Source organism: Pseudomonas sp. CFBP13508 (assembly GCF_005233515.1).
Taxonomy (GTDB): domain Bacteria; phylum Pseudomonadota; class Gammaproteobacteria; order Pseudomonadales; family Pseudomonadaceae; genus Aquipseudomonas; species Aquipseudomonas mercuritolerans.
Genome location: NZ_QFZZ01000002.1, coordinates 60,768 through 84,278, shown reverse-complemented (window position 1 = coordinate 84,278; position 23,511 = coordinate 60,768). Strand labels below are relative to the sequence as shown.

Annotated in this window: 21 protein-coding genes; 19 read left to right on the top strand and 2 right to left on the bottom strand. The window is 56.6% G+C overall.

Annotated features, from left to right (window positions below; all coding sequences use genetic code 11):
- Position 1: 1 nt before the first annotated feature.
- Together ubiG and PspCFBP13508_RS04845 are read right to left on the bottom strand one after the other, a co-directional pair.
- Positions 2-700 carry a bifunctional 2-polyprenyl-6-hydroxyphenol methylase/3-demethylubiquinol 3-O-methyltransferase UbiG gene (gene ubiG / locus PspCFBP13508_RS04850; protein ID WP_024013875.1) on the bottom strand — a complete coding sequence of 233 codons (699 nt, stop codon included), beginning with the start codon at positions 698-700 and terminating at the stop codon, positions 2-4.
- 58 nt (positions 701-758) lie between these two features.
- Positions 759-2,093: a TRZ/ATZ family hydrolase gene (locus tag PspCFBP13508_RS04845; RefSeq protein WP_137213851.1), complete on the bottom strand. Its 1,335-nt coding sequence runs from the start codon at positions 2,091-2,093 to the stop codon at positions 759-761.
- A 108-nt stretch (positions 2,094-2,201) separates the two neighbouring features.
- Between PspCFBP13508_RS04845 and mtnA the strand changes: the two genes are divergently transcribed.
- From mtnA to PspCFBP13508_RS04750, 19 genes are all read left to right on the top strand, one after another.
- Positions 2,202-3,278 carry an S-methyl-5-thioribose-1-phosphate isomerase gene (gene mtnA, locus PspCFBP13508_RS04840; protein ID WP_110646027.1) on the top strand — a complete coding sequence of 359 codons (1,077 nt, stop codon included), beginning with the start codon at positions 2,202-2,204 and terminating at the stop codon, positions 3,276-3,278.
- 434 nt (positions 3,279-3,712) lie between these two features.
- Entirely contained in the window at positions 3,713-6,367 is a 2,655-nt protein-coding gene (gyrA, locus tag PspCFBP13508_RS04835) for a DNA gyrase subunit A (protein WP_137213850.1), read from the top strand.
- A 231-nt stretch (positions 6,368-6,598) separates the two neighbouring features.
- Positions 6,599-7,684, top strand: a complete 1,086-nt coding sequence (gene serC, locus PspCFBP13508_RS04830) for a 3-phosphoserine/phosphohydroxythreonine transaminase (protein WP_038860448.1) — start codon at positions 6,599-6,601, stop codon at positions 7,682-7,684.
- A complete protein-coding gene (pheA, locus tag PspCFBP13508_RS04825) occupies positions 7,684-8,778 on the top strand; it encodes a prephenate dehydratase (protein WP_016770924.1) in 1,095 nt (364 codons plus the stop codon). Before serC ends, pheA begins: the two co-directional genes overlap by 1 nt.
- A 13-nt stretch (positions 8,779-8,791) precedes the next feature.
- Complete coding sequence (hisC, locus tag PspCFBP13508_RS04820; RefSeq protein WP_137213849.1) at positions 8,792-9,904, top strand: histidinol-phosphate transaminase; 1,113 nt, start codon at positions 8,792-8,794, stop codon at positions 9,902-9,904.
- A 28-nt stretch (positions 9,905-9,932) separates the two neighbouring features.
- Complete coding sequence (locus PspCFBP13508_RS04815) at positions 9,933-12,140, top strand: bifunctional prephenate dehydrogenase/3-phosphoshikimate 1-carboxyvinyltransferase (protein WP_241669502.1); 2,208 nt, start codon at positions 9,933-9,935, stop codon at positions 12,138-12,140.
- A complete protein-coding gene (cmk, locus tag PspCFBP13508_RS04810; RefSeq protein WP_024013869.1) occupies positions 12,137-12,826 on the top strand; it encodes a (d)CMP kinase in 690 nt (229 codons plus the stop codon). Before PspCFBP13508_RS04815 ends, cmk begins: the two co-directional genes overlap by 4 nt.
- Before the next feature lie 119 nt (positions 12,827-12,945).
- On the top strand, positions 12,946-14,631 hold the full coding sequence (gene rpsA / locus PspCFBP13508_RS04805; protein WP_016770920.1) for a 30S ribosomal protein S1: 1,686 nt from the start codon (positions 12,946-12,948) through the stop codon (positions 14,629-14,631).
- Positions 14,632-14,823: 192 nt separating this feature from the next.
- Positions 14,824-15,102 (top strand): hypothetical protein, encoded by a 279-nt coding sequence (locus PspCFBP13508_RS04800; RefSeq protein WP_110646032.1) that lies wholly within the window; start codon positions 14,824-14,826, stop codon positions 15,100-15,102.
- Positions 15,103-15,255: 153 nt separating this feature from the next.
- The gene (gene ihfB / locus PspCFBP13508_RS04795) at positions 15,256-15,552 is read left to right on the top strand and encodes an integration host factor subunit beta (RefSeq protein ID WP_007950920.1); all 297 of its coding nucleotides are present in this window, start codon (positions 15,256-15,258) and stop codon (positions 15,550-15,552) included.
- Positions 15,553-15,582: 30 nt separating this feature from the next.
- Complete coding sequence (locus tag PspCFBP13508_RS04790; protein ID WP_137213847.1) at positions 15,583-15,822, top strand: lipopolysaccharide assembly protein LapA domain-containing protein; 240 nt, start codon at positions 15,583-15,585, stop codon at positions 15,820-15,822.
- Positions 15,823-16,045: 223 nt separating this feature from the next.
- Complete coding sequence (rfbB, locus tag PspCFBP13508_RS04785) at positions 16,046-17,122, top strand: dTDP-glucose 4,6-dehydratase (RefSeq protein WP_137213846.1); 1,077 nt, start codon at positions 16,046-16,048, stop codon at positions 17,120-17,122.
- A complete protein-coding gene (gene rfbD, locus PspCFBP13508_RS04780; RefSeq protein WP_137213845.1) occupies positions 17,119-18,012 on the top strand; it encodes a dTDP-4-dehydrorhamnose reductase in 894 nt (297 codons plus the stop codon). The genes rfbB and rfbD overlap by 4 nt, the downstream gene beginning before the upstream one ends.
- A complete protein-coding gene (gene rfbA / locus PspCFBP13508_RS04775) occupies positions 18,009-18,902 on the top strand; it encodes a glucose-1-phosphate thymidylyltransferase RfbA (RefSeq protein ID WP_137213844.1) in 894 nt (297 codons plus the stop codon). Before rfbD ends, rfbA begins: the two co-directional genes overlap by 4 nt.
- Positions 18,899-19,879 carry a WxcM-like domain-containing protein gene (locus tag PspCFBP13508_RS27805; RefSeq protein WP_137213843.1) on the top strand — a complete coding sequence of 327 codons (981 nt, stop codon included), beginning with the start codon at positions 18,899-18,901 and terminating at the stop codon, positions 19,877-19,879. The genes rfbA and PspCFBP13508_RS27805 overlap by 4 nt, the downstream gene beginning before the upstream one ends.
- Positions 19,866-20,540, top strand: a complete 675-nt coding sequence (locus PspCFBP13508_RS04765; protein ID WP_137213842.1) for an acetyltransferase — start codon at positions 19,866-19,868, stop codon at positions 20,538-20,540. Before PspCFBP13508_RS27805 ends, PspCFBP13508_RS04765 begins: the two co-directional genes overlap by 14 nt.
- Positions 20,541-20,551: 11 nt before the next feature.
- Positions 20,552-21,469 carry a hypothetical protein gene (locus PspCFBP13508_RS04760; RefSeq protein WP_137213841.1) on the top strand — a complete coding sequence of 306 codons (918 nt, stop codon included), beginning with the start codon at positions 20,552-20,554 and terminating at the stop codon, positions 21,467-21,469.
- The gene (locus PspCFBP13508_RS04755; protein WP_137213840.1) at positions 21,463-22,404 is read left to right on the top strand and encodes a GNAT family N-acetyltransferase; all 942 of its coding nucleotides are present in this window, start codon (positions 21,463-21,465) and stop codon (positions 22,402-22,404) included. The genes PspCFBP13508_RS04760 and PspCFBP13508_RS04755 overlap by 7 nt, the downstream gene beginning before the upstream one ends.
- Positions 22,397-23,497, top strand: coding sequence for a DegT/DnrJ/EryC1/StrS family aminotransferase (locus PspCFBP13508_RS04750; RefSeq protein ID WP_137213839.1), 1,101 nt, complete (start codon positions 22,397-22,399; stop codon positions 23,495-23,497). The genes PspCFBP13508_RS04755 and PspCFBP13508_RS04750 overlap by 8 nt, the downstream gene beginning before the upstream one ends.
- The last annotated feature ends 14 nt before the right edge of the window (positions 23,498-23,511 follow it).

Genomic DNA, 23,511 nt, shown 5'->3' with positions numbered 1-23,511 from the left:
CTTATTCCTCGCGCAGAGTCTGAATCATGTAGTTGACGTCAACGTCGTTGGCCAGCTTGTAGTGCTTGGTCAGCGGGTTGTAGGTCAGGCCGATGATGTCCTTGACGGTCAGGCCAGCCATGCGGCTCCACGCACCGAGCTCGGATGGGCGGATGAATTTCTTGAAGTCGTGGGTGCCGCGAGGCAGCAGCTTCATGATGTATTCGGCGCCGATGATCGCGAACAGGTACGCCTTCGGGTTGCGGTTGATGGTCGAGAAGAATACCTGGCCGCCCGGCTTGACCATGCGGAAGCAGGCACGGATTACCGAGGATGGATCCGGCACGTGCTCGAGCATTTCCAGGCAGGTGACCACGTCGAACTGCTCGGGCATTTCGTCGGCGAGGGCTTCGGCGGTGATCTGCCGGTATTCGACGCTGACCCCGGATTCCAGTTGATGCAGTTGCGCAACCGCCAGCGGCGCTTCGCCCATGTCGATGCCCATCACCGTGGCGCCGCGCTGAGCCATGGCTTCGCTGAGGATGCCGCCGCCGCAACCGACGTCGAGGACTTTCTTGCCGGCCAGATTGACTCGCTCGTCGATCCAGTTGACCCGCAGCGGGTTGATGTCGTGCAGCGGCTTGAATTCGCTTTCGCGGTCCCACCAGCGATGGGCCAGGGCCTCGAATTTGGCGATTTCGGCGTGGTCGACGTTGCTCATGTTCAATTCCTCGAAAAACCTGAAAAGGGCTGTAGCCGCGGATATTGCGCCGCGGTGTTTACGATTCGGTGTGGCCGCTGATGCGCTGGCCCCAGTAGCGAGCGGTTGCGCCCAGCTGTTGTTCGTCCATGCGGGTCAGGCGCCGCTCGTCGAGCAGTTGCTTGCCGGCGACCCAGAGGTGTTTGACGCAATCACGCCCAGTGGCATAAATCAGCTGCGACACCGGGTCATACACCGGTTGCTGCGCCAGGCCGGACAGGTCGAAAGCGACGATGTCCGCGGCTTTGCCGATCTCCAGCGAGCCAACCTGCGCCTCGATCCCCAATGCGCGCGCACCATTGAGAGTGGCCATGCGCAAGGCGCGATGGGCGTCCAGCGCGGTGGCGGAACCGGCGACGGCTTTGGCCAGCAGGGCGGCGGTGCGGGTTTCGCCGAGCAGGTCGAGATCATTGTTGCTCGCCGCGCCGTCGGTACCGACAGCCACATTGACCCCAGCCTGCCACAAACGCTCGACCGGGCAGAAGCCGCTGGCCAGTTTCAGATTGGATTCCGGGCAGTGGATCACGCTGCTGTTGCTTTCTACCAGCAGCGCAAGGTCGTCATCGCTGATCTGGGTCATGTGCACGGCCTGGAAGCGCGGGCCGAGCAGGCCAAGACGGCCGAGGCGCGCCAGTGGCCGTTCGCCGGTCTGCTCGACGGCTTGCTGCACTTCGAATGCCGTTTCGTGCACATGCATGTGGATCGAGGCGTCAAGCTCCTCGGCGATCACCCTGATTTTCTCCAGATTCTCATCGCCGACGGTGTAGGGTGCATGCGGGCCGAAAGTAATCTTGATGCGCTCGTGATGCTTGAGATCGCCGAACAATTCGACGCCCTGACGAATGGCTTCGTCGGCACTGTTGGCGCCGGGGATCGGGAAATCAAGGATAGGAATGGCGATTTGCGCGCGGATGCCGCTGTTATGCACACGCTCGCTGGCGACTTTCGGGAAAAAGTACATGTCAGAGAAGCAGGTGATGCCGCCCTTGATCTGCTCGGCGATGGCCAGATCGGTGCCGTCGCGGACGAAATCCTCATCGACCCATTTGCCTTCGGCCGGCCAGATGTGGTTTTCCAGCCAGGTCATCAACGGCAGATCGTCGGCCAGACCACGGAACAGCGTCATCGCCGCGTGGCCGTGGGCATTGATCAGTCCCGGCGCCAACAGAACATCTGGCAGTTCACGGATTTCTGTCGCGTTACACTTCAACGCTTCGGCGCGCGGGCCGATAAACACGATGCAACCGTCACGGATGCCCAGGCCGTGCTCCTTGAGCACCACGCCTGCGGGTTCGACGGGGACCAGCCAGGTCGGCAGCAATAACAGGTCGAGCGCAATGGCAGGTTTCGGCATCGAAGGTCGGTTCCAGTGCTTTTGTAAAGGATGGCGAAGTATACCCGAGCGTCTTCGCGGGGGGATCGCTATAATCGGCGGCTTTTGTTCATGAGTGCGGGGTGTGGGATGCGCGATCGACTGTTGGCTGCGGAGAAAGTAAAGGCCATCGATTGGCGTGATGGCGCGCTGCACCTGCTGGATCAGCGTATTTTGCCGTTCGAGGAAACCTGGATCGCCTACACCAGCGCCGCTGGTGTGGCCGAAGCGATTCGCTCGATGGTCGTGCGTGGCGCACCGGCCATCGGTATCAGCGCGGCCTATGGCATCGTCCTCGCAGCGCGGGCGCGGATTGCCGAGGGCGGCGACTGGTACGCGGCGCTGGAAGAGGATTTCGCGCTGTTGGCCGATTCGCGTCCGACCGCGGTCAATCTGTTCTGGGCGCTGGGGCGCATGCACGATCGCCTGGATCGCCTGAAAAGCAAGGCCGATCCGCTGGCCGCGCTGGAGGCCGAGGCCATCGCCATTCACCAAAGCGACCGCGAAGCCAACCTGACCATGGCGCAGCTTGGTGTCGATCTGATTCGCAAGCATCAGGGCAACGCTCAAGCCATCCTGACCCATTGCAATACCGGCGCGCTGGCCACCGGCGGGTTCGGTACTGCGCTGGGGGTGATCCGCGCTGCTTATATAGAAGGCATGGTCGAGCGCGTTTACGCCGATGAAACCCGGCCGTGGCTGCAAGGCTCGCGCCTGACCGCGTGGGAACTGGCCAACGAAGGCATCCCGGTGACCCTGAACGCCGACTCCGCCGCCGCGCACATCATGAAAACCAAAGGCGTGACCTGGGTGATCGTCGGCGCCGACCGCATCACCGCCAATGGCGACGTGGCGAACAAGATCGGCACCTACCAACTGGCAGTCAACGCCATGCACCACGGCGTGCGCTTCATGGTCGTGGCGCCAAGTTCGACCATCGACATGAACCTCGCCAGCGGCGATGACATCCCGATCGAAGAACGTGATGGCGCCGAACTGCTCGAAGTCGGCGGTAAACGCGTCGGTGCCGATGTTGAAGCGTTCAACCCGGTGTTTGATGTCACCCCGGCGGATCTGATCGATGCGATCGTCACCGAAAAAGGCATCGTCGAACGCCCGGACACCGCGAAAATGGCCCAGCTGATGTGCCGCAAGCGCCTGCATTGATGCGGTGATTCTCAATGTAGGAGCTGCCGAAGGCTGCGATCTTTTGATCTTGCTTTTTACAGGTCAGGATCAAAAGATCGCAGCCTTCGGCAGCTCCTACAGGTGTTTGAGGCCCTAAAAGTCAATAAACATCCCCAAACCAAGCCTCAATTCTGCATTCAACCAAGCTCTGAGCTTCTGTCGTCCCCCTCAAGCCTGTCATCGGTCAACTAACTATGCTCCATGCGCATCTGGGGGATAGGTGCGTGGCGGCCTTTGTGATAACATCCGGCGTTTTCCGAGGCGGCTCCACGGAGCTGTCTTTACTGCGCAAATCCGCGATCCAATGTTGATTTGTCGTAAGTCGGCGCATGGCACTCGGCCGGCCCCGACGAGCTTCGTTGCTCCCACATGGATATGACGAAGTTTCACCAGAAAAAGGAATCAGGCTTCTCATGGGCGAACTGGCCAAAGAAATCCTCCCGGTCAATATCGAAGACGAGCTGAAACAGTCCTACCTCGACTACGCAATGAGCGTGATCGTCGGCCGTGCACTGCCGGATGCGCGCGATGGCCTCAAGCCCGTGCACCGTCGCGTACTGTTCGCGATGAGCGAGCTGGGCAACGACTACAACAAGCCGTACAAGAAATCTGCCCGTGTCGTCGGCGACGTGATCGGTAAGTATCACCCGCACGGTGACACTGCCGTGTACGACACCATCGTTCGTATGGCCCAGCCTTTCTCCCTGCGCTACCTGCTGGTCGACGGTCAGGGCAACTTCGGTTCGGTCGACGGCGACAACGCTGCGGCCATGCGATACACCGAAGTGCGCATGACCAAGCTGGCGCACGAGCTGCTGGCTGACCTGCACAAGGAAACCGTGGACTGGGTGCCGAACTACGACGGTACCGAACTGATCCCGGCAGTCATGCCGACCCGCGTGCCGAACCTGCTGGTCAACGGTTCCAGCGGTATCGCCGTAGGCATGGCGACCAACATTCCGCCGCACAACCTCGGTGAAGTCATCGACGGTTGCCTGGCCCTCATCGACAACCCTGAGCTGACCGTCGATGAGCTGATGCAATACATTCCCGGTCCGGACTTCCCGACGGCTGCGATCATCAACGGTCGCGCCGGCATCATCGAAGCCTACCGCACCGGTCGCGGGCGCATTTACATGCGTGCCCGCTCGATCATCGAAGACATCGACAAGGTCGGTGGCCGTCAGCAGATCGTCATCACCGAGCTGCCTTACCAGCTGAACAAGGCGCGTCTGATCGAGAAGATCGCCGAGCTGGTCAAAGAGAAGAAGCTCGAAGGCATAACTGAGCTGCGCGACGAGTCCGACAAGGACGGTATGCGCGTCGTGATCGAACTGCGTCGCGGCGAAGTGCCTGAGGTGATCCTCAACAACCTCTACGCCCAGACCCAGCTGCAATCGGTATTCGGCATCAACATCGTCGCGCTGATCGACGGCCGCCCGCGCATCCTTAACCTCAAGGATCTGCTGGAAGCCTTCGTCCGTCACCGTCGCGAAGTGGTCACCCGTCGTACCGTGTTCGAACTGCGCAAGGCGCGCGAGCGCGGGCACATTCTCGAAGGTCAGGCTGTTGCGCTGTCGAACATCGATCCGGTAATCGCCCTGATCAAGGCTTCGCCAACACCGTCGGAAGCCAAGGAAGCGCTGATCAGCACGCCTTGGGAATCCTCGGCTGTGGTGGCGATGGTTGAACGTGCCGGTGCCGATTCGTGCCGTCCGGAAAACCTCGATCCGCAATATGGCCTGCGCGAAGGCAAGTACTTCCTTTCGCCAGAACAGGCGCAAGCGATTCTGGAATTGCGCCTGCACCGTCTGACCGGTCTGGAGCACGAGAAGCTGCTGGCCGAGTATCAAGAGATCCTCAACCAGATCGGCGAGCTGATCCGCATCCTCAACAGCGCTGTGCGCCTGATGGAAGTAATCCGCGAAGAGCTGGAAGTGATCCGCGCCGAATACGGCGACGTGCGCCGCACCGAAATTCTCGATGCCCGTCTCGACCTGACCCTGGGCGACATGATCCCGGAAGAAGAGCGCGTCGTGACCATCTCCCACGGTGGCTACGCCAAGACCCAGCCGCTGGCTGCGTACCAGGCTCAGCGTCGTGGCGGCAAAGGCAAATCGGCTACCGGCGTCAAGGACGAGGACTACATCGCTCACCTGCTGGTCGCCAACAGCCACACCACGCTGCTGCTGTTCTCCAGCAAGGGCAAGGTGTACTGGCTCAAGACCTACGAGATTCCGGAAGCATCCCGCGCGGCCCGTGGTCGTCCGCTGGTCAATCTGCTGCCGCTGGATGACGGTGAATACATCACCACCATGCTGCCGGTCGAGGAATACACCGAAGGTCACTACATCTTCATGGCCACCGCCAACGGCACCGTGAAGAAGACCCCGCTGGAATCCTTCAGCCGTCAGCGCAGCGTCGGTCTGATCGCGCTGGAACTGGACGAAGGCGACGTGCTGATCTCTGCGGCCATCACCGATGGTGAGCGCGAAGTGATGCTGTTCTCCGACGGCGGCAAGGTCACCCGTTTCAAAGAGTCCGACGTGCGTGCCATGGGCCGTACCGCTCGCGGTGTGCGCGGCATGCGTCTGCCGGAAGGGCAGAAGCTGATTTCCATGCTGATCCCGGAAGAAGGCAGCCAGATCCTCACCGCTTCGGCGCGTGGTTATGGCAAGCGCACCGCGATCACCGAGTTCCCTGAGTACAAGCGTGGCGGTCAGGGCGTGATCGCCATGGTCAGCAACGAGCGCAACGGCCGTCTGGTCGGCGCGGTGCAGGTGCTCGACGGCGAAGAAATCATGCTGATCTCCGATCAGGGCACTCTGGTGCGTACCCGTGTCGACGAAGTGTCGAGCCTGGGTCGTAACACACAGGGCGTGACGCTGATCAAGCTGGCCAAGGATGAAACCCTGGTCGGGCTGGAGCGGGTTCAGGAGCCTTCGGAAATCGAAGGCGAAGAGCTCGAAGGTGAAGAGGGCGAGGAAATCGCAGGCACCGTCGGTATCGACGAGGCCGCAGACGACCAGCAACTCGACGCCGCAGCAGACGAAGAACCGCAGGAATAAGCGGACAAACGAGGGGGCGGATGAGAATTCGCCCCCTTGTTATTTGTCCGGTATGAATTTTCGACATCATGGAGATCCCCTGTGGGAGCGAGCCTGCTCGCGAAAGCAGGCGCTGCGGTACCTCTGAAGCACCGCGGTGATGCATTCGCGAGCAGGCTCGCTCCCACAGGGCCATGTTGATCGGTAGTGTGATTTATTGCGTGATACCACCAAATCAGAGCGAGATTGGATGTGAGCAAGCGAGCCTATAACTTCTGCGCCGGTCCGGCGGCGCTGCCTGAAGCTGTCCTGCAGCGCGCCCAGGGTGAACTCCTTGATTGGCACGGCAAGGGTCTGTCGGTCATGGAAATGAGCCATCGCAGCGATGAGTTCGTGTCCATCGCCACCCAGGCCGAGCAGGATCTGCGTGACCTGCTGAATATCCCGTCGAACTACAAAGTGCTGTTCCTCCAGGGTGGCGCCAGCCAACAGTTCGCGCAGATCCCGCTGAACCTGTTGCCGGAAGGCGGCTCGGCCGACTACATCGACACCGGTATCTGGTCGCAGAAAGCCATCGAAGAAGCCTCGCGCTACGGCCACGTCAACGTTGCTGCCACTGCCAAGCCTTACGACTATTTCGCCATCCCCGGCCAGAACGAGTGGAACCTGTCGAAAGACGCCGCTTACGTTCACTACGCGCCGAACGAAACCATCGGCGGTCTGGAATTCCAGTGGATCCCGCAAACCGGTGACGTGCCGCTGGTCGCCGATATGTCTTCGGACATCCTCTCGCGCCCGGTCGACATCTCGCGTTTCGGCATGATCTACGCCGGCGCGCAGAAGAACATCGGCCCGAGCGGCATCGTCGTCAACATCATCCGCGAAGACCTGCTCGGCAAGGCCCGCTCGCTGTGCCCGACCATGCTCAACTACAAGGTCGCGGCTGATAACGGTTCGATGTACAACACCCCGCCGACGCTGGCCTGGTACTTGTCCGGTCTGGTGTTCCAGTGGCTGAAAGAGCAGGGCGGCGTCGAAGCGATTGCCAAACTCAACGACGTCAAGCAACGCACCCTGTACGACTTCATCGATGCCAGCGGCCTCTACAGCAACCCGATCAACAAGTCGGATCGCTCGTGGATGAACGTGCCGTTCCGTCTGGCTGACGATCGTCTGGACAAGCCGTTCCTCGCCGGTGCCGACGAGCGCGGCCTGCTCAACCTCAAGGGCCACCGTTCGGTGGGCGGCATGCGCGCCTCCATCTACAACGCCGTCGACATCACCGCGGTCAACGCGCTGGTGGCGTACATGGCGGAATTCGAGAAGGAACACGGCTGATGTCCGAGCAAGAACTCAAGGCACTGCGCGTTCGCATCGACGCTCTGGACACCAAAGTCCTCGAGCTGATCAGTGAGCGTGCGCGTTGCGCCCAGGAAGTCGCCCGCGTGAAGATGGCCTCGCTGGCCGAAGGCGAAGTGCCGGTGTTCTATCGTCCCGAGCGCGAAGCTCAGGTGCTCAAGCGTGTGATGGAGCGCAACCAGGGGCCGCTGGGCAACGAAGAGATGGCGCGGCTGTTCCGCGAAATCATGTCGTCGTGCCTGGCACTGGAGCAGCCACTGAAAGTGGCGTACCTCGGCCCTGAAGGTACCTTCACCCAAGCGGCAGCGATGAAACACTTCGGTCACGCGGTGATCAGCAAGCCGATGGCGGCGATCGACGAAGTGTTCCGTGAAGTCGCCGCCGGTGCGGTGAATTTCGGCGTGGTGCCGGTGGAAAACTCCACCGAAGGCGCGGTCAACCACACGCTGGACAGCTTTCTCGAACACGACATGGTGATCTGTGGCGAAGTCGAGCTGCGCATCCACCATCATCTGCTGGTCGGCGAAAACACCAAGACCGACAGCATCAGTCGCATCTATTCCCACGCGCAGTCGCTGGCCCAGTGCCGCAAGTGGCTGGACGCGCATTACCCGAATGTCGAACGCGTCGCGGTGTCGAGCAACGCCGAAGCGGCCAAACGGGTCAAGGGTGAGTGGAATTCGGCGGCCATTGCTGGCGACATGGCGGCGGGGCTGTACGGCCTGACGCGCCTGGCCGAGAAGATCGAAGATCGTCCGGACAACTCCACGCGCTTCCTGATGATCGGTAACCAGGAAGTGCCGCCGACCGGCGACGACAAGACCTCGATCATCGTGTCGATGAGCAACAAGCCCGGCGCACTTCATGAGCTGCTGGTGCCGTTCCACGACAATGGCATCGACCTGACCCGCATCGAAACCCGACCGTCGCGCAGCGGCAAATGGACCTACGTGTTCTTCATCGACTTCGTCGGCCACCACCGCGATCCGTTGATCAAAGGTGTGCTGGAAAAGATCAGTCAGGAAGCAGTAGCACTCAAAGTGCTGGGTTCCTACCCGAAAGCAGTTCTCTAAGGGGCGGTAGCAAATGAGTGGCAACTTCCTCGCTCTGGCACAGCCGGGCGTGCAACAACTTTCGCCGTACGTTCCGGGCAAGCCTGTGGACGAACTGGCGCGCGAGCTGGATCTGGATCCGGCAAAAATCGTCAAACTGGCGAGCAACGAAAACCCGCTGGGCGCCAGTCCAAAGGCGCTGGCGGCGATTCGCGAAGAGCTGGCCGAGCTGACCCGTTACCCCGACGGCAATGGTTTCGCTCTGAAATCGCTGCTGGCCGAGCAGTGCCGCGTCGAGCTGAATCAGGTCACGCTGGGCAACGGCTCCAACGATATTCTTGAACTGGTTGCGCGTGCCTATCTGGCGCCGGGCCTGAATGCGGTGTTCAGTGAGCACGCTTTCGCCGTATATCCGATTGCTACCCAAGCTGTCGGTGCGCAGGCCAAAGTCGTTCCAGCCAAAGACTGGGGTCATGACCTGCCGGCGATGCTTGCGGCCATCGATGCCAACACCCGCGTGGTGTTCATCGCCAACCCGAACAACCCGACCGGCACCTGGTTCGGCGCTGAAGCGCTGGATGAGTTCCTGCAAGATGTTCCCGAGCATGTGCTGGTAGTCCTCGACGAGGCTTACATCGAGTACGCCGAAGGCAGTGATTTGCCGGACGGTCTCGACTTCCTCGCGGCGTACCCGAACCTGCTGGTGTCGCGCACCTTCTCCAAGGCCTATGGCCTGGCCGCGCTGCGCGTCGGTTATGGCTTGTCGACGCCTGTGGTGGCGGACGTGCTGAACCGCGTTCGTCAGCCATTCAACGTCAACAGCCTCGCGCTGGCGGCGGCGTGTGCGGCGCTGAAGGACGAGGAATATCTGGCGCAAAGCCGTCAGCTCAACGAATCCGGAATGCAGCAGTTGCAGGCGGGTTTCCGTGAGCTGGGACTGAGCTGGATCGAGTCCAAAGGCAACTTCATCTGCGTCGATCTTGGCCAGGTCGCGGCGCCGGTCTTCCAAGGCTTGCTGCGCGAAGGCGTGATCGTGCGTCCGGTGGCCAATTACGGCATGCCGAACCACTTGCGCGTGACCATCGGTCTGCCGGCAGAAAACAGCCGTTTCCTCGAGGCGCTGCGCAAGGTTCTGGCTCGTGGTTGATGTCACTGCGCTGCAACCTGCTGCACCTATGATCGGTCGCCTCGTGGTGGTCGGTCTGGGGTTGATCGGTGGTTCGTTTGCCAAGGGTTTGCGAGAAAGCGGCCTGTGCCGTGAAGTGGTCGGCGTCGATCTGGATCCGCAATCGCGCAAGCTCGCGGTCGAATTGGGTGTGGTCGATCGCTGCGAAGACGACTTGGCGGCGGCTTGCGTCGGTGCCGATGTGATTCAGCTGGCGGTGCCGATTCTGGCAATGGAAAAGCTGCTCGCGCGCCTGGCTGTCATGGATCTGGGGCAGGCGATTCTTACGGATGTCGGCAGTGCCAAGGGCAACGTGGTGCGCGCGGCGACCGAGGCGTTTGGCGGCATGCCGGCGCGCTTCGTCCCCGGGCACCCGATTGCCGGTTCCGAGCAGAGTGGGGTGGAAGCCTCGAATGCCGAGCTATTCCGCCGGCACAAGGTGATCCTGACGCCGCTCGAGCAGACCGATCCTGCGGCGCTCGCGGTGGTCGATCGCCTGTGGCGTGAATTGGGTGCCGATGTCGAGCACATGCAGGTCGAGCGTCACGACGAAGTCCTCGCCGCGACCAGCCATCTGCCGCACCTGCTGGCCTTCGGTCTGGTCGATTCATTGGCCAAGCGCAATGAAAATCTGGAGATCTTCCGTTACGCTGCCGGTGGTTTTCGCGACTTCACAAGAATCGCCGGAAGCGACCCGGTGATGTGGCACGACATCTTCCTCGCCAACCGCGAGGCTGTCCTGCGCACACTCGATACATTTCGCAGCGACCTCGACGCCTTGCGCGACGCGGTCGATGCAGGGGATGGGCACCAATTATTGGGCGTTTTCACGCGCGCCCGGGTTGCCCGCGAGCATTTCAGTAAAATCCTGGCCCGCAGGGCCTATGTGGACGCTATGAATTCCAACGATCTGATCTTCCTGGCTCAACCTGGTGGCCGCCTGTCCGGTCGGATTCGCGTACCGGGCGACAAATCGATTTCCCACCGTTCGATCATGCTCGGCTCGCTGGCCGAAGGCGTCACCGAAGTCGAAGGCTTCCTCGAGGGCGAAGACGCCCTGGCGACCTTGCAGGCATTTCGCGACATGGGCGTAGTCATCGAAGGCCCGCACCACGGCCGCGTGACCATTCACGGTGTCGGCCTGCACGGCCTGAAACCTGCGCCTGGCCCGATCTATCTGGGCAACTCCGGCACGTCGATGCGTCTCCTCTCCGGCCTGCTGGCGGCGCAGAACTTCGACAGCACCTTGACCGGCGATGCATCGCTGTCGAAGCGTCCGATGAATCGCGTGGCCAATCCTCTGCGAGAAATGGGCGCCGTGATCGAAACCGCTGCTGAAGGTCGTCCACCGATGACCATTCGCGGTGGTCACAAGCTCAAAGGTCTGACCTACACCATGCCGATGGCCAGCGCCCAAGTGAAATCCTGCCTGCTGCTCGCCGGTCTCTACGCCGAAGGCAAGACCACCGTCACCGAGCCTGCGCCAACCCGCGATCACACCGAGCGCATGCTGCGTGGTTTCGGCTACCCGGTCAGCGTCGACGGCGCCACGGCTTCGGTCGAGTCCGGCGGCAAGCTCACCGCGACTCACATCGAAGTGCCGGGCGATATCTCGTCGTCGGCGTTCTTCCTGGTTGCAGCCTCGATCGCCGAGGGTTCGGAGCTGGTGCTGGAGCACGTCGGCATCAACCCGACCCGTACTGGCGTGATCGATATCCTGCGTTTGATGGGGGCCGATATCACTCTGGAAAACCAGCGTGAAGTTGGCGGCGAGCCAGTGGCTGACTTGCGCGTGCGGGCAGCTAAACTCAAGGGTATCGAGATTCCGCAAGAACTGGTGCCGCTGGCGATCGACGAATTCCCGGTCCTGTTCGTTGCGGCTGCGTGCGCCGAAGGGCGTACCGTGCTGACCGGCGCCGAAGAGCTGCGGGTCAAGGAATCCGACCGGATTCAGGTCATGGCGGACGGTTTGCTGGCGCTGGGCGTCAAGTGCGAACCGACCCCGGACGGCATCATCATCGACGGCGGCCAGATCGGCGGCGGTGAAGTGCACGGGCACGGCGACCACCGTATCGCCATGGCCTTCAGCGTTGCCTCGTTGCGCGCTACCGCACCGATCCGCATCCATGATTGCGCCAACGTCGCGACCTCGTTCCCCAACTTCCTCGCGCTGTGCGGGCAAGTCGGCATTCGTGTGGCACAAGAGGCTCAGTCGTGAAAAACATTGCACCGGTCATCACCATCGATGGGCCAAGCGGCTCCGGCAAAGGCACGGTCGCCGGGATTCTGGCCAAGCGTCTGGGCTGGAACCTGCTGGATTCCGGTGCGCTTTATCGCTTGCTCGCGTTTGCTGCGCACAACCATGGCGTCGACCTGACCAATGAAGAGCTGCTGAAGACATTGGCCGCTCATCTGGATGTGCAGTTCATCGCCGCGACCGAAGGTCAGCTGCAGCGGATCATTCTGGAAGGCGACGAAGTCAGTGATGTCATCCGCACCGAAAGCGTCGGTTCCGGCGCCTCGCAAGTGGCTGCGCTGCCCGCTGTGCGCGAGGCGCTGCTGCAGCGCCAGCGTGCTTTCCAGGAAGCGCCAGGCCTGGTGGCCGACGGCCGCGACATGGGCACGGTGGTTTTTCCGGATGCACCACTGAAGATTTTCCTCACCGCCAGTGCCGAGGAGCGGGCGCGCCGTCGATATTTGCAGTTGAAGGGCAAAGTCGAGGGTGTTAGTCTGTCGAGTCTGCTAGATGAGATCCGTGCACGCGATGAGCGTGACACCCAGCGCGCAGTAGCCCCGCTCAAGCCGGCGGCCGACGCGATTCAGCTGGATTCAACGGAGCTTTCCATCGATCAGGTGCTTGAACGCATCATGAGCGAGATCGCCATTCGCGATATCGCCGGGTGACCAAGAGGGTCGCAGGGGACCAGTCATAGTCCTGCGGTGCTTCTTTTAAATGAAACTAACCCACACCGTCTGGGGTGTGGAGATGGGCGTTTACTTCGCCCTCATCTACAGGAATTAAAATGAGCGAAAGCTTTGCGGAACTCTTTGAAGAAAGCCTGAAAACCCTGAACCTTCAGGCAGGCTCCATCATCACCGGTGTTATCGTTGATATCGATTACCAGGCTCGCTGGGTAACCGTTCACGCTGGTCTGAAGTCTGAAGCACTCATCCCGCTTGAGCAGTTCTACAACGATGCTGGCGAACTGAACATCAACGTTGGTGATGAAGTTCACGTTGCTCTGGATTCGGTTGAAGACGGCTTTGGCGAAACCAAGCTGTCCCGTGAAAAAGCCAAGCGCGCTGAATGCTGGATCGTTCTGGAAGCAGCCTTCGCAGCCGAGGAAGTGGTCAAGGGCGTTATCAACGGTAAGGTTAAAGGCGGCTTCACTGTCGACGTTAACGGCATCCGTGCGTTCCTGCCAGGTTCCCTGGTTGACGTCCGTCCAGTGCGCGACACCACGCACCTGGAAGGCAAAGAGCTGGAATTCAAGGTCATCAAGCTGGACCAGAAGCGCAACAACGTTGTCGTTTCCCGTCGCAGCGTCCTCGAAGCCGAGAACTCCGCCGAGCGTGAAGCTCTGCTGGAATCCCTGCAGGAAGGCCAGCAAGTCAAAGGTATCGTCAAAAACCTCACCGATTACGGCGCATTCGTCGATCTGGGTGGCGTGGACGGCCTGCTGCACATCACCGACATGGCCTGGAAGCGCATCAAGCATCCTTCCGAGATCGTCAACGTTGGTGACGAAATCGACGTCAAGGTTCTGAAATACGATCGCGAACGCAACCGTGTTTCCCTGGGCCTGAAGCAACTGGGCGAAGATCCATGGGTTGCTATCAAAGCCCGTTACCCAGAAGGCACTCGCGTTACCGCTCGTGTAACCAACCTGACCGACTACGGCTGCTTCGCTGAGCTGGAAGAAGGCGTTGAAGGTCTGGTACACGTTTCGGAAATGGACTGGACCAACAAGAACATCCACCCTTCGAAAGTCGTACAAGTCGGCGACGAAGTGGAAGTCATGGTTCTGGACATCGACGAAGAGCGTCGTCGTATCTCCCTGGGCATCAAGCAGTGCAAGTCGAACCCATGGGAAGACTTCTCTGGCCAGTTCAACAAGGGCGACAAGATCTCCGGCACCATCAAGTCGATCACCGATTTCGGTATCTTCATTGGTCTGGACGGCGGCATCGACGGTCTGGTTCACCTGTCCGACATCTCCTGGAACGAAGTGGGCGAAGAAGCCGTACGTCGTTTCAAGAAGGGCGACGAGCTGGACACCGTCATCCTGTCGGTTGATCCAGAGCGCGAGCGCATCTCCCTGGGCATCAAGCAACTGGAAAGCGATCCGTTCTCCGAGTACGTCTCGGTTAACGACAAGGGCGCTATCGTGACCGGTACCGTGAAAGAAGTTGACGCCAAAGGCGCCATCATCGTTCTGGCCGACGACATCGAAGCTACCCTGAAAGCCTCCGAAATCAGCCGTGACCGCGTTGAAGACGCGCGCAACGTTCTGAAAGAAGGCCAGGAAGTTGAAGCCAAGATCATCAGCGTTGACCGCAAGAGCCGCGTAATCCAGCTCTCGATCAAGTCGAAAGACGACGCTGAAGAGAAAGAAGCCATCCAGAGCCTGAAAGCAGCTCCGGAAGGCGAAGCAGCCGACACCACTATGGCGGCACTGCTGCGTCAAGCAATGGCCAAACAGAACTGAGTTCTGCTTGATCATTAAAAAGGGCGACTTCGGTCGCCCTTTTTTGTGCCTGCGATTTGGTTCTTGTACGTCCGTGCATGAAACCAATGGCTTCGCCTGCGGGTCTGTTTCTTTAATCGGATCAATCGCCTATTCGCGACTAAGCTTGGTCTTGAGCATTAGTCGTCAGGCTTGCCTGGCATAAGGAAGTGGATGAACAAGTTACTTGTTGTTGCAGTGGTCCTGGCGCTGGCAGGTTGCACCACCAGTGCGAAAACCCATGCGGTGCGCGGCGTCAGTGGTATCGAGGTCGACTGCTCCGGGCTTGGTTCCGGTTGGGAGAAGTGCCAGAAGCGTGCGGCCAAGGAATGCAAAGGCAAAGGCTACAAAGTCATCACCCGCTCTGATGATGCGAAAGATGAAGACGAATACCCGTTTGGCTTCAACCCGGCAGGCTTTGTAACCCGGACCATGCTGGTGATGTGTCGTTAGGGCGGCGGCGATCCGACTCGCCACTGGAGTGCCCTGAATATGGGCGTTTTAACGCCGGGAAAGATATGTCAATCCCTGGGCTGTTCAAAATCTTCCGGGCATGCTAAAACCTTTCAAGCGCTGATCTAGCTGCTTGAAAAAGAAGGGAAAAATATGACGAAGTCGGAGTTGATCGAACGAATTGTCACCCATCAAGGGCTACTCTCATCCAAGGATGTGGAGCTGGCCATCAAGACCATGCTTGAACAAATGTCTCAGTGCCTCGCCACCGGTGATCGTATCGAGATCCGTGGATTTGGCAGCTTCTCCCTGCACTACCGCGCACCGCGCGTCGGCCGCAATCCAAAGACCGGCCAGTCGGTAAGTCTGGACGGTAAATTCGTTCCGCATTTCAAACCGGGCAAGGAATTGCGTGACCGCGTGAATGAGGAAGAGGAGGAGGGCGCTTGATCTTCGCTATTCAAATTCGAGGGCGCGTGAATGCGTAATTTGAAACGCATGCTGTTAGGTGTTTTTATTCTGCTGATGGTTCTGGTTGTTCTGGCGTTTGTGCTCGAAAATCAACAGTCAGTATCGCTTTTGTTTTTTGGATTCTACGGTCCGCAGTTGCCGGTGTCGGTTGTTGCAGTTTTGGCTTTGCTGGTCGGTATGCTGATCGGCCCGGTATTGGGCTGGTTTCTAGGGCGTGCGTCCAGAGTCTCACGCAAGCGACTGGTCTGAAAGCGGCAGGCGCACGGCATCTGTCGAAATTGCGCCTCAGCCTGTCTTTATCCATTAGTAAAACCATCATTAAGCTGTAAAATGCGTCCCTTGTTCGATCGTGCCTCAATGCATGTCGATTCAGACTGACTCTGACGGATGCCAACTGAAAGTGGCCTCTGCACTCATGGATTAGACCGCGCTCGCTGGCAGCGCTGTCCGCAGCTCAAGGGTATCGTTTCGCGTGAAAATTCTAGTTACCGGCGGCGCCGGCTTCATTGGCTCGGCAGTTATTCGTCACATCATCTCCAACACTTCCGATGCGGTGGTCAACGTCGACAAGCTGACTTACGCCGGTAACCTGGAGTCCCTGGCAGAAGTCAGCCAGGATTCGCGTTACGCCTTCGAACGCGTCGATATCTGCGATCGTGACCAGATCGACCGCGTCCTGCGTGAACACCAACCTGATGCGATCATGCACCTGGCCGCAGAATCCCACGTCGACCGATCGATCTCCGGCCCGTCCGAGTTCATCCAGACCAACATTATTGGCACCTACACGCTGCTCGAAGCGGCGCGCCACTACTGGGCTGCTCTGGACGCCCCCCGCAAAGCCAGCTTCCGCTTCCACCATATTTCGACTGACGAAGTTTACGGAGACCTCGAAGGTCCGGAAGACCTCTTCACCGAAACCACACCTTACCAGCCAAGCTCGCCATACTCCGCCAGCAAGGCCAGCTCCGACCACTTGGTCCGGGCTTGGGCGCGCACTTATGGCCTGCCGACACTGGTCACCAACTGCTCGAACAACTACGGCCCATGCCACTTCCCTGAGAAGCTGATCCCGCTGATCATTCTCAATGCACTGGAAGGCAAGCCACTGCCAGTGTACGGCAAAGGCAACCAGGTTCGTGACTGGCTGTACGTCGAAGATCACGCACGTGCGCTGTACAAAGTCGTCACCGAGGGCGTAATCGGAGAGACCTACAACATCGGTGGCCATAACGAAAAACAAAACATCGAAGTGGTGCATACCTTGTGTGCGTTGCTTGATGAATTGCGTCCTGATTCTGCCCATCGTCCTCACGCCAGCCTGATTACTTATGTTCAGGATCGCCCTGGTCATGACGTGCGTTATGCAATCGACGCGAGCAAGATCCAGCGTGAACTGGGCTGGACTCCGGAAGAGACTTTCGAAACCGGTATTCGCAAGACTGTCGAGTGGTATCTGAATAACACCGAGTGGGTCGAGCACGTGAAGAGCGGTAGCTACCAGCAGTGGATTGATCAGAACTACACGGATCGTTCGAACAAAGCATGAGAATTCTTCTGCTGGGCAAGAACGGTCAGGTGGGCTGGGAGCTACAGCGCTCACTGGCGCCGTTGGGTGAGCTGGTTGCTCTTGATCGTCATGCAGTCGATGGATTATGCGGCGATTTGTCCGATCTGGATGCGCTGCGAAAGACTATCCGGCACATCAAACCTAGGATTATTGTCAATGCGGCCGCATACACGGCCGTTGACAAGGCTGAATCGGAAGCGGAGCTGGCTAATCGAGTGAACGCCAGAGCGATCCAGCTCATGGCCGAAGAAGCAGCAGCCCTGGGTGCGTGGTTGATTCATTATTCAACTGATTACGTCTTCAGCGGCCAAGGCACGACGCCTTGGCAGGAAACAGACTCCGTTGCACCGGTAAATCAGTATGGCGCAAGCAAGCTCGCAGGTGAGCAGGCCATCTTTGCTTCTGGCTGCAAGCACCTGATTTTTCGCACGAGTTGGATTTATAGCGCTCGAGGTAATAACTTCGCCAAGACCATGCTGCGTCTGGCGAAGGATCGCGACACATTGAATGTAATTGCCGATCAGGTAGGCGCGCCCACGGGGGCTGAATTGGTTGGTGATGTGACCGCTTTGGCTATACGCAAGGTTTTGCAGGAGCCTGAGTTGTCCGGCTTGTATCATCTGGCCGCTGGTGGAGAAATTTCGTGGCACGGTTATGCCAGCTATATCATCAAGTTTGCTCAAGACAATGGCGAGCAGCTTGCCGTCCAGGCAGTCAATCCGATCGAGACAATTGCTTATCCAACGCCCGCGCGTCGCCCTCTGAATTCTAGATTGAATACACAGAAGCTACGGCACAATTTTTCTCTACACTTGCCGGATTGGCAAAGTGGTGTAACCCGAATGCTTAGGGAAGTTCTGAACAAATGACCACGACAAATCGTAAAGGCATCATCCTCGCCGGCGGCTCGGGCACGCGCTTGCACCCGTTGACCTTGGGCGTGTCTAAGCAGATGCTGCCCATCTACGACAAGCCGATGATCTTCTATCCGCTGTCAGTGTTGATGCTCGCAGGCATGCGAGACATTTTAATCATTTCAACTCCCGAAGATCTGCCTTGTTTTCAGAAGTTGCTAGGTGATGGTAGTCAATACGGTATCAGTTTGACTTATGAAGAACAGCCGAGTCCGGACGGCTTGGCTCAGGCTTTTCTGATCGCTGAAGAATTCATTGGTAAGGATCCTTGCTGTTTGATCCTTGGCGATAACATTTTTTACGGTCAGCACTTCTCCGACAACTTGCGCACTGCAATGGCGCAGGAGCAAGGTGCAACCGTATTTGGTTACCACGTTTCAGATCCCGAGCGATTTGGTGTCGTTGAATTCGACAGTTCGGGACGGGCGTTGAGTATCGAGGAAAAACCGACAAAACCGAAATCGAATTATGCGGTTACTGGGTTGTATTTTTACGATAACAATGTTGTAGAAATCGCCAAGAATATCAAACCTTCTGAACGCGGCGAGCTCGAAATAACTGATGTCAATCGAGCGTACCTGGAGCGCAAGGCGCTCAGTGTGGAAATGCTCGGGCGAGGGTTCGCCTGGCTTGACACTGGCACACATGACTCGCTGTTGGAAGCCAGTCACTTTGTGCACACGATCGAGAAACGCCAAGGCCTCAAAGTCGCTTGCCTGGAAGAAATTGCTTTTAACAGCGGTTGGATAGCGGCGGGTGAGCTGCAAGTACAAGCCCAAAAATTGAAAAAGACCGGTTACGGGCAATATTTGCAGAAGATTCTTGATGAAGGTCGGCGCTCGTGAAGCTGCTTCGAACTTCGATAGCGGGTGTCGCTATAGTGGAATCGGAGGCTCATGAGGGGTCGGACCGGTTATCTACTTACAGTTTTGATCAGTGTGCATTTCACGATGCGTTTAAAACGGCGGGTCTCACATTGCCGCAGCCGCTGGTGCAAGATATTCATCTGCAGTTAAAGAAAGGTGAACTCCGCGGCCTGCGTTATCAGCTGCAACCCCATGCTCAAGGCAATCTCATCAGCGTGATAAAAGGGGCGGCTTATGTGGTGGCTCTGGACGTGCGTCGCGATTCCGCCACATGTGGAAAATCAGTGAGTGTTGAGCTGGATGCCAACGCCCAGCGCTCGCTATGGATCCCTGAGGGATTCGCGCACGGGTTTCTTGCGCTAGAAGATGAAACGCAACTTTTTTGCAAGACTTCTCATGAAAGAAATGGAGAGTCTGAGCGGCTCATCAAATGGGACGATCCGGCAACAGGTGCGAAGTGGCCCGATTTGTCGCAGATAATTGTGAGCAGTGAAGACGCCGCCGCACCGCTTTTGAGAGATGTCGATCTCTATTCCGGATATCTTCACGGAACCACCGAATGGATAGACTTGAAAGTAATCGGCGATCAGCGCGGCAGTTTGATTGCGCTGGAGCCGGGCTTGAACATTCCTTTCGCGATTAAACGGGTTTATTACATTTACGGTACGCTACCTGATGTGGGTCGTGGTTACCATGCTCATCGTCGTCTGGAACAGATGGCTATTTGCGTTTCCGGCAGTTGCAAGATGATCATCGATGATGGCATTACCAGGCGAGAAATGCGTTTGGATTCAGCCAATAAAGCATTGGTGATTCGTAACATGATTTGGCGTGAAATGCATGAATTCAGTAGTGACTGCGTTCTTCTCGTGTTGGCGAGCGATTACTATGATGAATCTGACTATATCCGTGATTATGATAAATTTATCAAGGAGGTGAATGATGGAAAAAAATAAGAAGGTAGTTATTGCAGGTGCCGGTGAGCTGGCAATGATCGCCTATGAATATTTTACATATGACTCCAGTTACGAAGTGTGCGGCTTCGCAGTTGAGCGGGAATACATCGAAAGCTCCGAGTTATATGATTTGCCCATCGTTCCTTTTGAAGAAATGCAAGAGCGCTTTCCGCCCGCAGAATATGAAGCATTTGTGGCGATTCCAGCCTCCCAGCTTAACCGCCTGAGAACGCGTCTGTATCATGCTGTTAAAGACAAGGGCTATAGATGTGCGACGTACATAAGCTCGCGTGCTTTTGTATGGCGAAATGCAAAAATAGGTGAAAATTGCTTTATTTTTGAAAATAACACGGTTCAACCTTTTGTCGAGATTGGCGACAATGTGATTTTGTGGAGTGGCAATCACATCGGGCACCGTTCGGTAATCGAGGATAACTGCTTTATTTCTTCGCACGTTGTCGTATCAGGCTACTGCCGAATTGGCGAATCCTGTTTCTTAGGGGTCAATTCGACGCTTAATGATCATGTGACTATCGCGCGAGACTGTATTGTAGCTTCAGGTTCATTAGTATCGAAAGACCTGAAAGAGCCAGAGCGTATTTACTACGGCTCACCAGCAAAAGAGCTCGCCAAAAAAAGTTCATTAAGTGTTAAATTGTAAGGGAAGGCGTCATGAAGTGGAGCAAACTAGGTCATGTTTTTTCTCCAGCAGGGACAAATGATTGGAAGAAAAGTTCTGCGTTGACGCCTACACCGATTCTGCTGAACGAAAAAGTAATTCGTGTCTATGCAGGTTTCAGAGATGCAGAAGGCATTAGTCGAATCGGATACGTCGATGTCGATGCCCAAGACCCTACACAAGTATTAAAGATATCCGATGCACCAGTCCTTGATCGTGGTCGGGACGGCTGTTTCGACGATAACGGCGTTATTTTGGGTGATGTACTCAGATGCGGCAACGTTCTGCGGATGTACTATGTCGGCTTCCAGATAGTCAAACGGGCCAAGTTTTTAGCCTTTACAGGACTCGCAGAAAGCAGCGATGGCGGTGAAACATTTCATCGTGTATCCGAGGTGCCGGTAATGGACCGAGCCGACGGTGGAACGACAATTCGGGCAATTCATTCGGTTTTATTTGAAGACAATGTCTGGAAAGTCTGGTTCGCCGTGGGAGACTCGTGGACGTTGATCAACGGTCAGCATTATCCCGATTATAATATTTGGTATACCGAATCTGTTGACGGCCAAGTATTCAACCAAGACGAACTGTTGTGTATTGATGTCGAAGGTGATGAGTACCGGATCGGCCGGCCGTCCGTGTACAAGTTTGAAGATAAGTACTACATGTTTTACACAAAAGGTGGGACATCCGGTCTCGACTATTTCCCAGGTGTCGCTGTTTCAGACGACGGTAAAGTATGGCAGCGTCAGGACGAGCAGTTTGGTCTGGAGCTTTCGGAAGGCGGGTTTGATTCAACGCACCTTTGCTATCCAAGGCTGGTTAGCGCAGGTAATAAAACTTACTGCTTCTATAATGGAAATAATATGGGGGCTGAAGGTTTTGGCGTGGCGGAGTTGTTGGCATGGTAGAGTGCGAGTTTTATACGCCTGCTAGAAAAGAAGAGTGGGATAGCTTCGTTTTAGACTCAAAAACACCGTTGTTCATTTTTAAAAGAAGTTTCATGGAGTATCACGCTGATCGTTTCGTCGACGCGTCATTGATGATTTATGAGGACAAGGTTCTGGTTGCTGTACTACCAGGGAGTCGTAATGAAAAGGTACTGGTAAGTCATGGTGGTCTGACCTACGGCGGTTTGGTACTTTCTCAGAAAGTCAAGGCTGAAACAGTATTGGAAAGCGTTCAGGCTTTAATGCTTTTCGCTAAAGACAATGGCTTTGACAAGATTGTATACAAGGCGATGCCTTACATATTTTCTAGGCATGGGGCTCAAGAGGATCTCTATGCTTTATTTCGCGTCGGAGCAGAAATAGTTCGTAGGGATCTGTCTAGTATTATATATCTGGATAACCGCTTGAAGCTCTCCAAGGGAAGAAAATGGCTAATTGCGCGTGCAAAAAAGAATAATCTCGTTGTTACAGATTCGCAGGACTGGACAGGATTTATTGAGTTACTCCATGACGTGCTCGCAAAGCATGGTGCTGCGCCGGTGCATACCTCGCAAGAACTCGAATTATTGGCATCTCTTTTTCCTAATAATATTTCACTCAGAGTTGTAGTGGCTGAGGAGAAAATTTTGGCTGCGACTTTGCTATTCAAATTCGGCGAGGTTGTTCACACCCAGTATCTGGCGACCAGCGCCGAGGGTAAAGAAGTAGGTGCGTTGGATCACCTCATAGAGACATGTATCCAGGAGAGTGCAAGCGAGGGGTTCAAGTATTTTAGCTTTGGTGTATCAACTGAAGATGGTGGCAAATATATCAACTCTGGCTTACTTGCTCAAAAAGAAAGCTTTGGCGCACGCGCCATGATAATTGATTTTTATGAGATTGTGCTTAATGATTAATTTTCTGGATTTGAAGAAAGTAAACCAGGCGTACGGCAGTGAGTTAAAGGAAGCTTGTTCAAGGGTTATTGACTCCGGTTGGTATATTGGCGGCCAAGAGCTCACAAAGTTTGAGCAGGAATTCGCTGCCTTCTGCGGTGCTAAATACTGTGTTGGCGTTGCTAACGGCCTGGACGCTTTGAATCTGACGCTCAGGGCCTGGAGAGAAATGGGCAAGCTGCAGGACGGCGATGAGGTTATTGTTCCTGCTAACACATACATTGCCAGTATTCTAGCCATCACTGAGAATCGATTAGTTCCAGTACTTGTGGAGCCTGATGAACACAGCTTCAACTTATCGGCTCGATTAGCCGAGCTTGCAATTACCAGCAAAACGAGAGTCATATTGGCGGTTCATCTTTACGGGCAGTTAGCAGATATGCCATTGCTATGTGCATTGGCCAAGAAGCATGACCTGCTGGTGCTGGAAGATTCTGCTCAAGCTCACGGTGCAAGTATTGATGGTCGTCGTGCGGGAACGTGGGGCGATGCGTCAGGGTTCAGCTTCTACCCAGGCAAAAATCTGGGTGCTCTGGGTGATGCAGGGGCTATCACGACAAACGATCAAGAACTAGCGTCTGTCGTTCGTGCTCTCGGGAACTATGGAAGCTATAAGAAATATGAAAACCAGTATAAGGGCGTCAACAGCCGTCTCGATGAAATCCAAGCAGCAATGTTGCGGGTAAAATTACAATATCTGAATCATGAGATCAGTGTAAGAAGGTCCTTGGCGAATCAGTACATCGCCCACCTGAATAATCCTCTGATCAAGGTGCCGCATCCGACTCTCCAAGAGCAGCATGTATGGCATCTATTTGTCGTGCGCAGTGAGAAACGCGATGAACTGAAAAGCCATCTGCACAGTCATGGTATTGAAACGCTTATTCATTATCCCGTTCCACCGCATAAGCAAAATGCTTATAAAGAATTGGGTTCTCAGCATCACCCGATCACTGACTCTTTGCACGCTACGGTTCTAAGCTTGCCATTAAGTCCGGTCACGTCGGCTGATGAGGTGGGGCAGGTAATCGAGTGCCTGAATTCCTTCTCTTGATATTGTGGTCTATT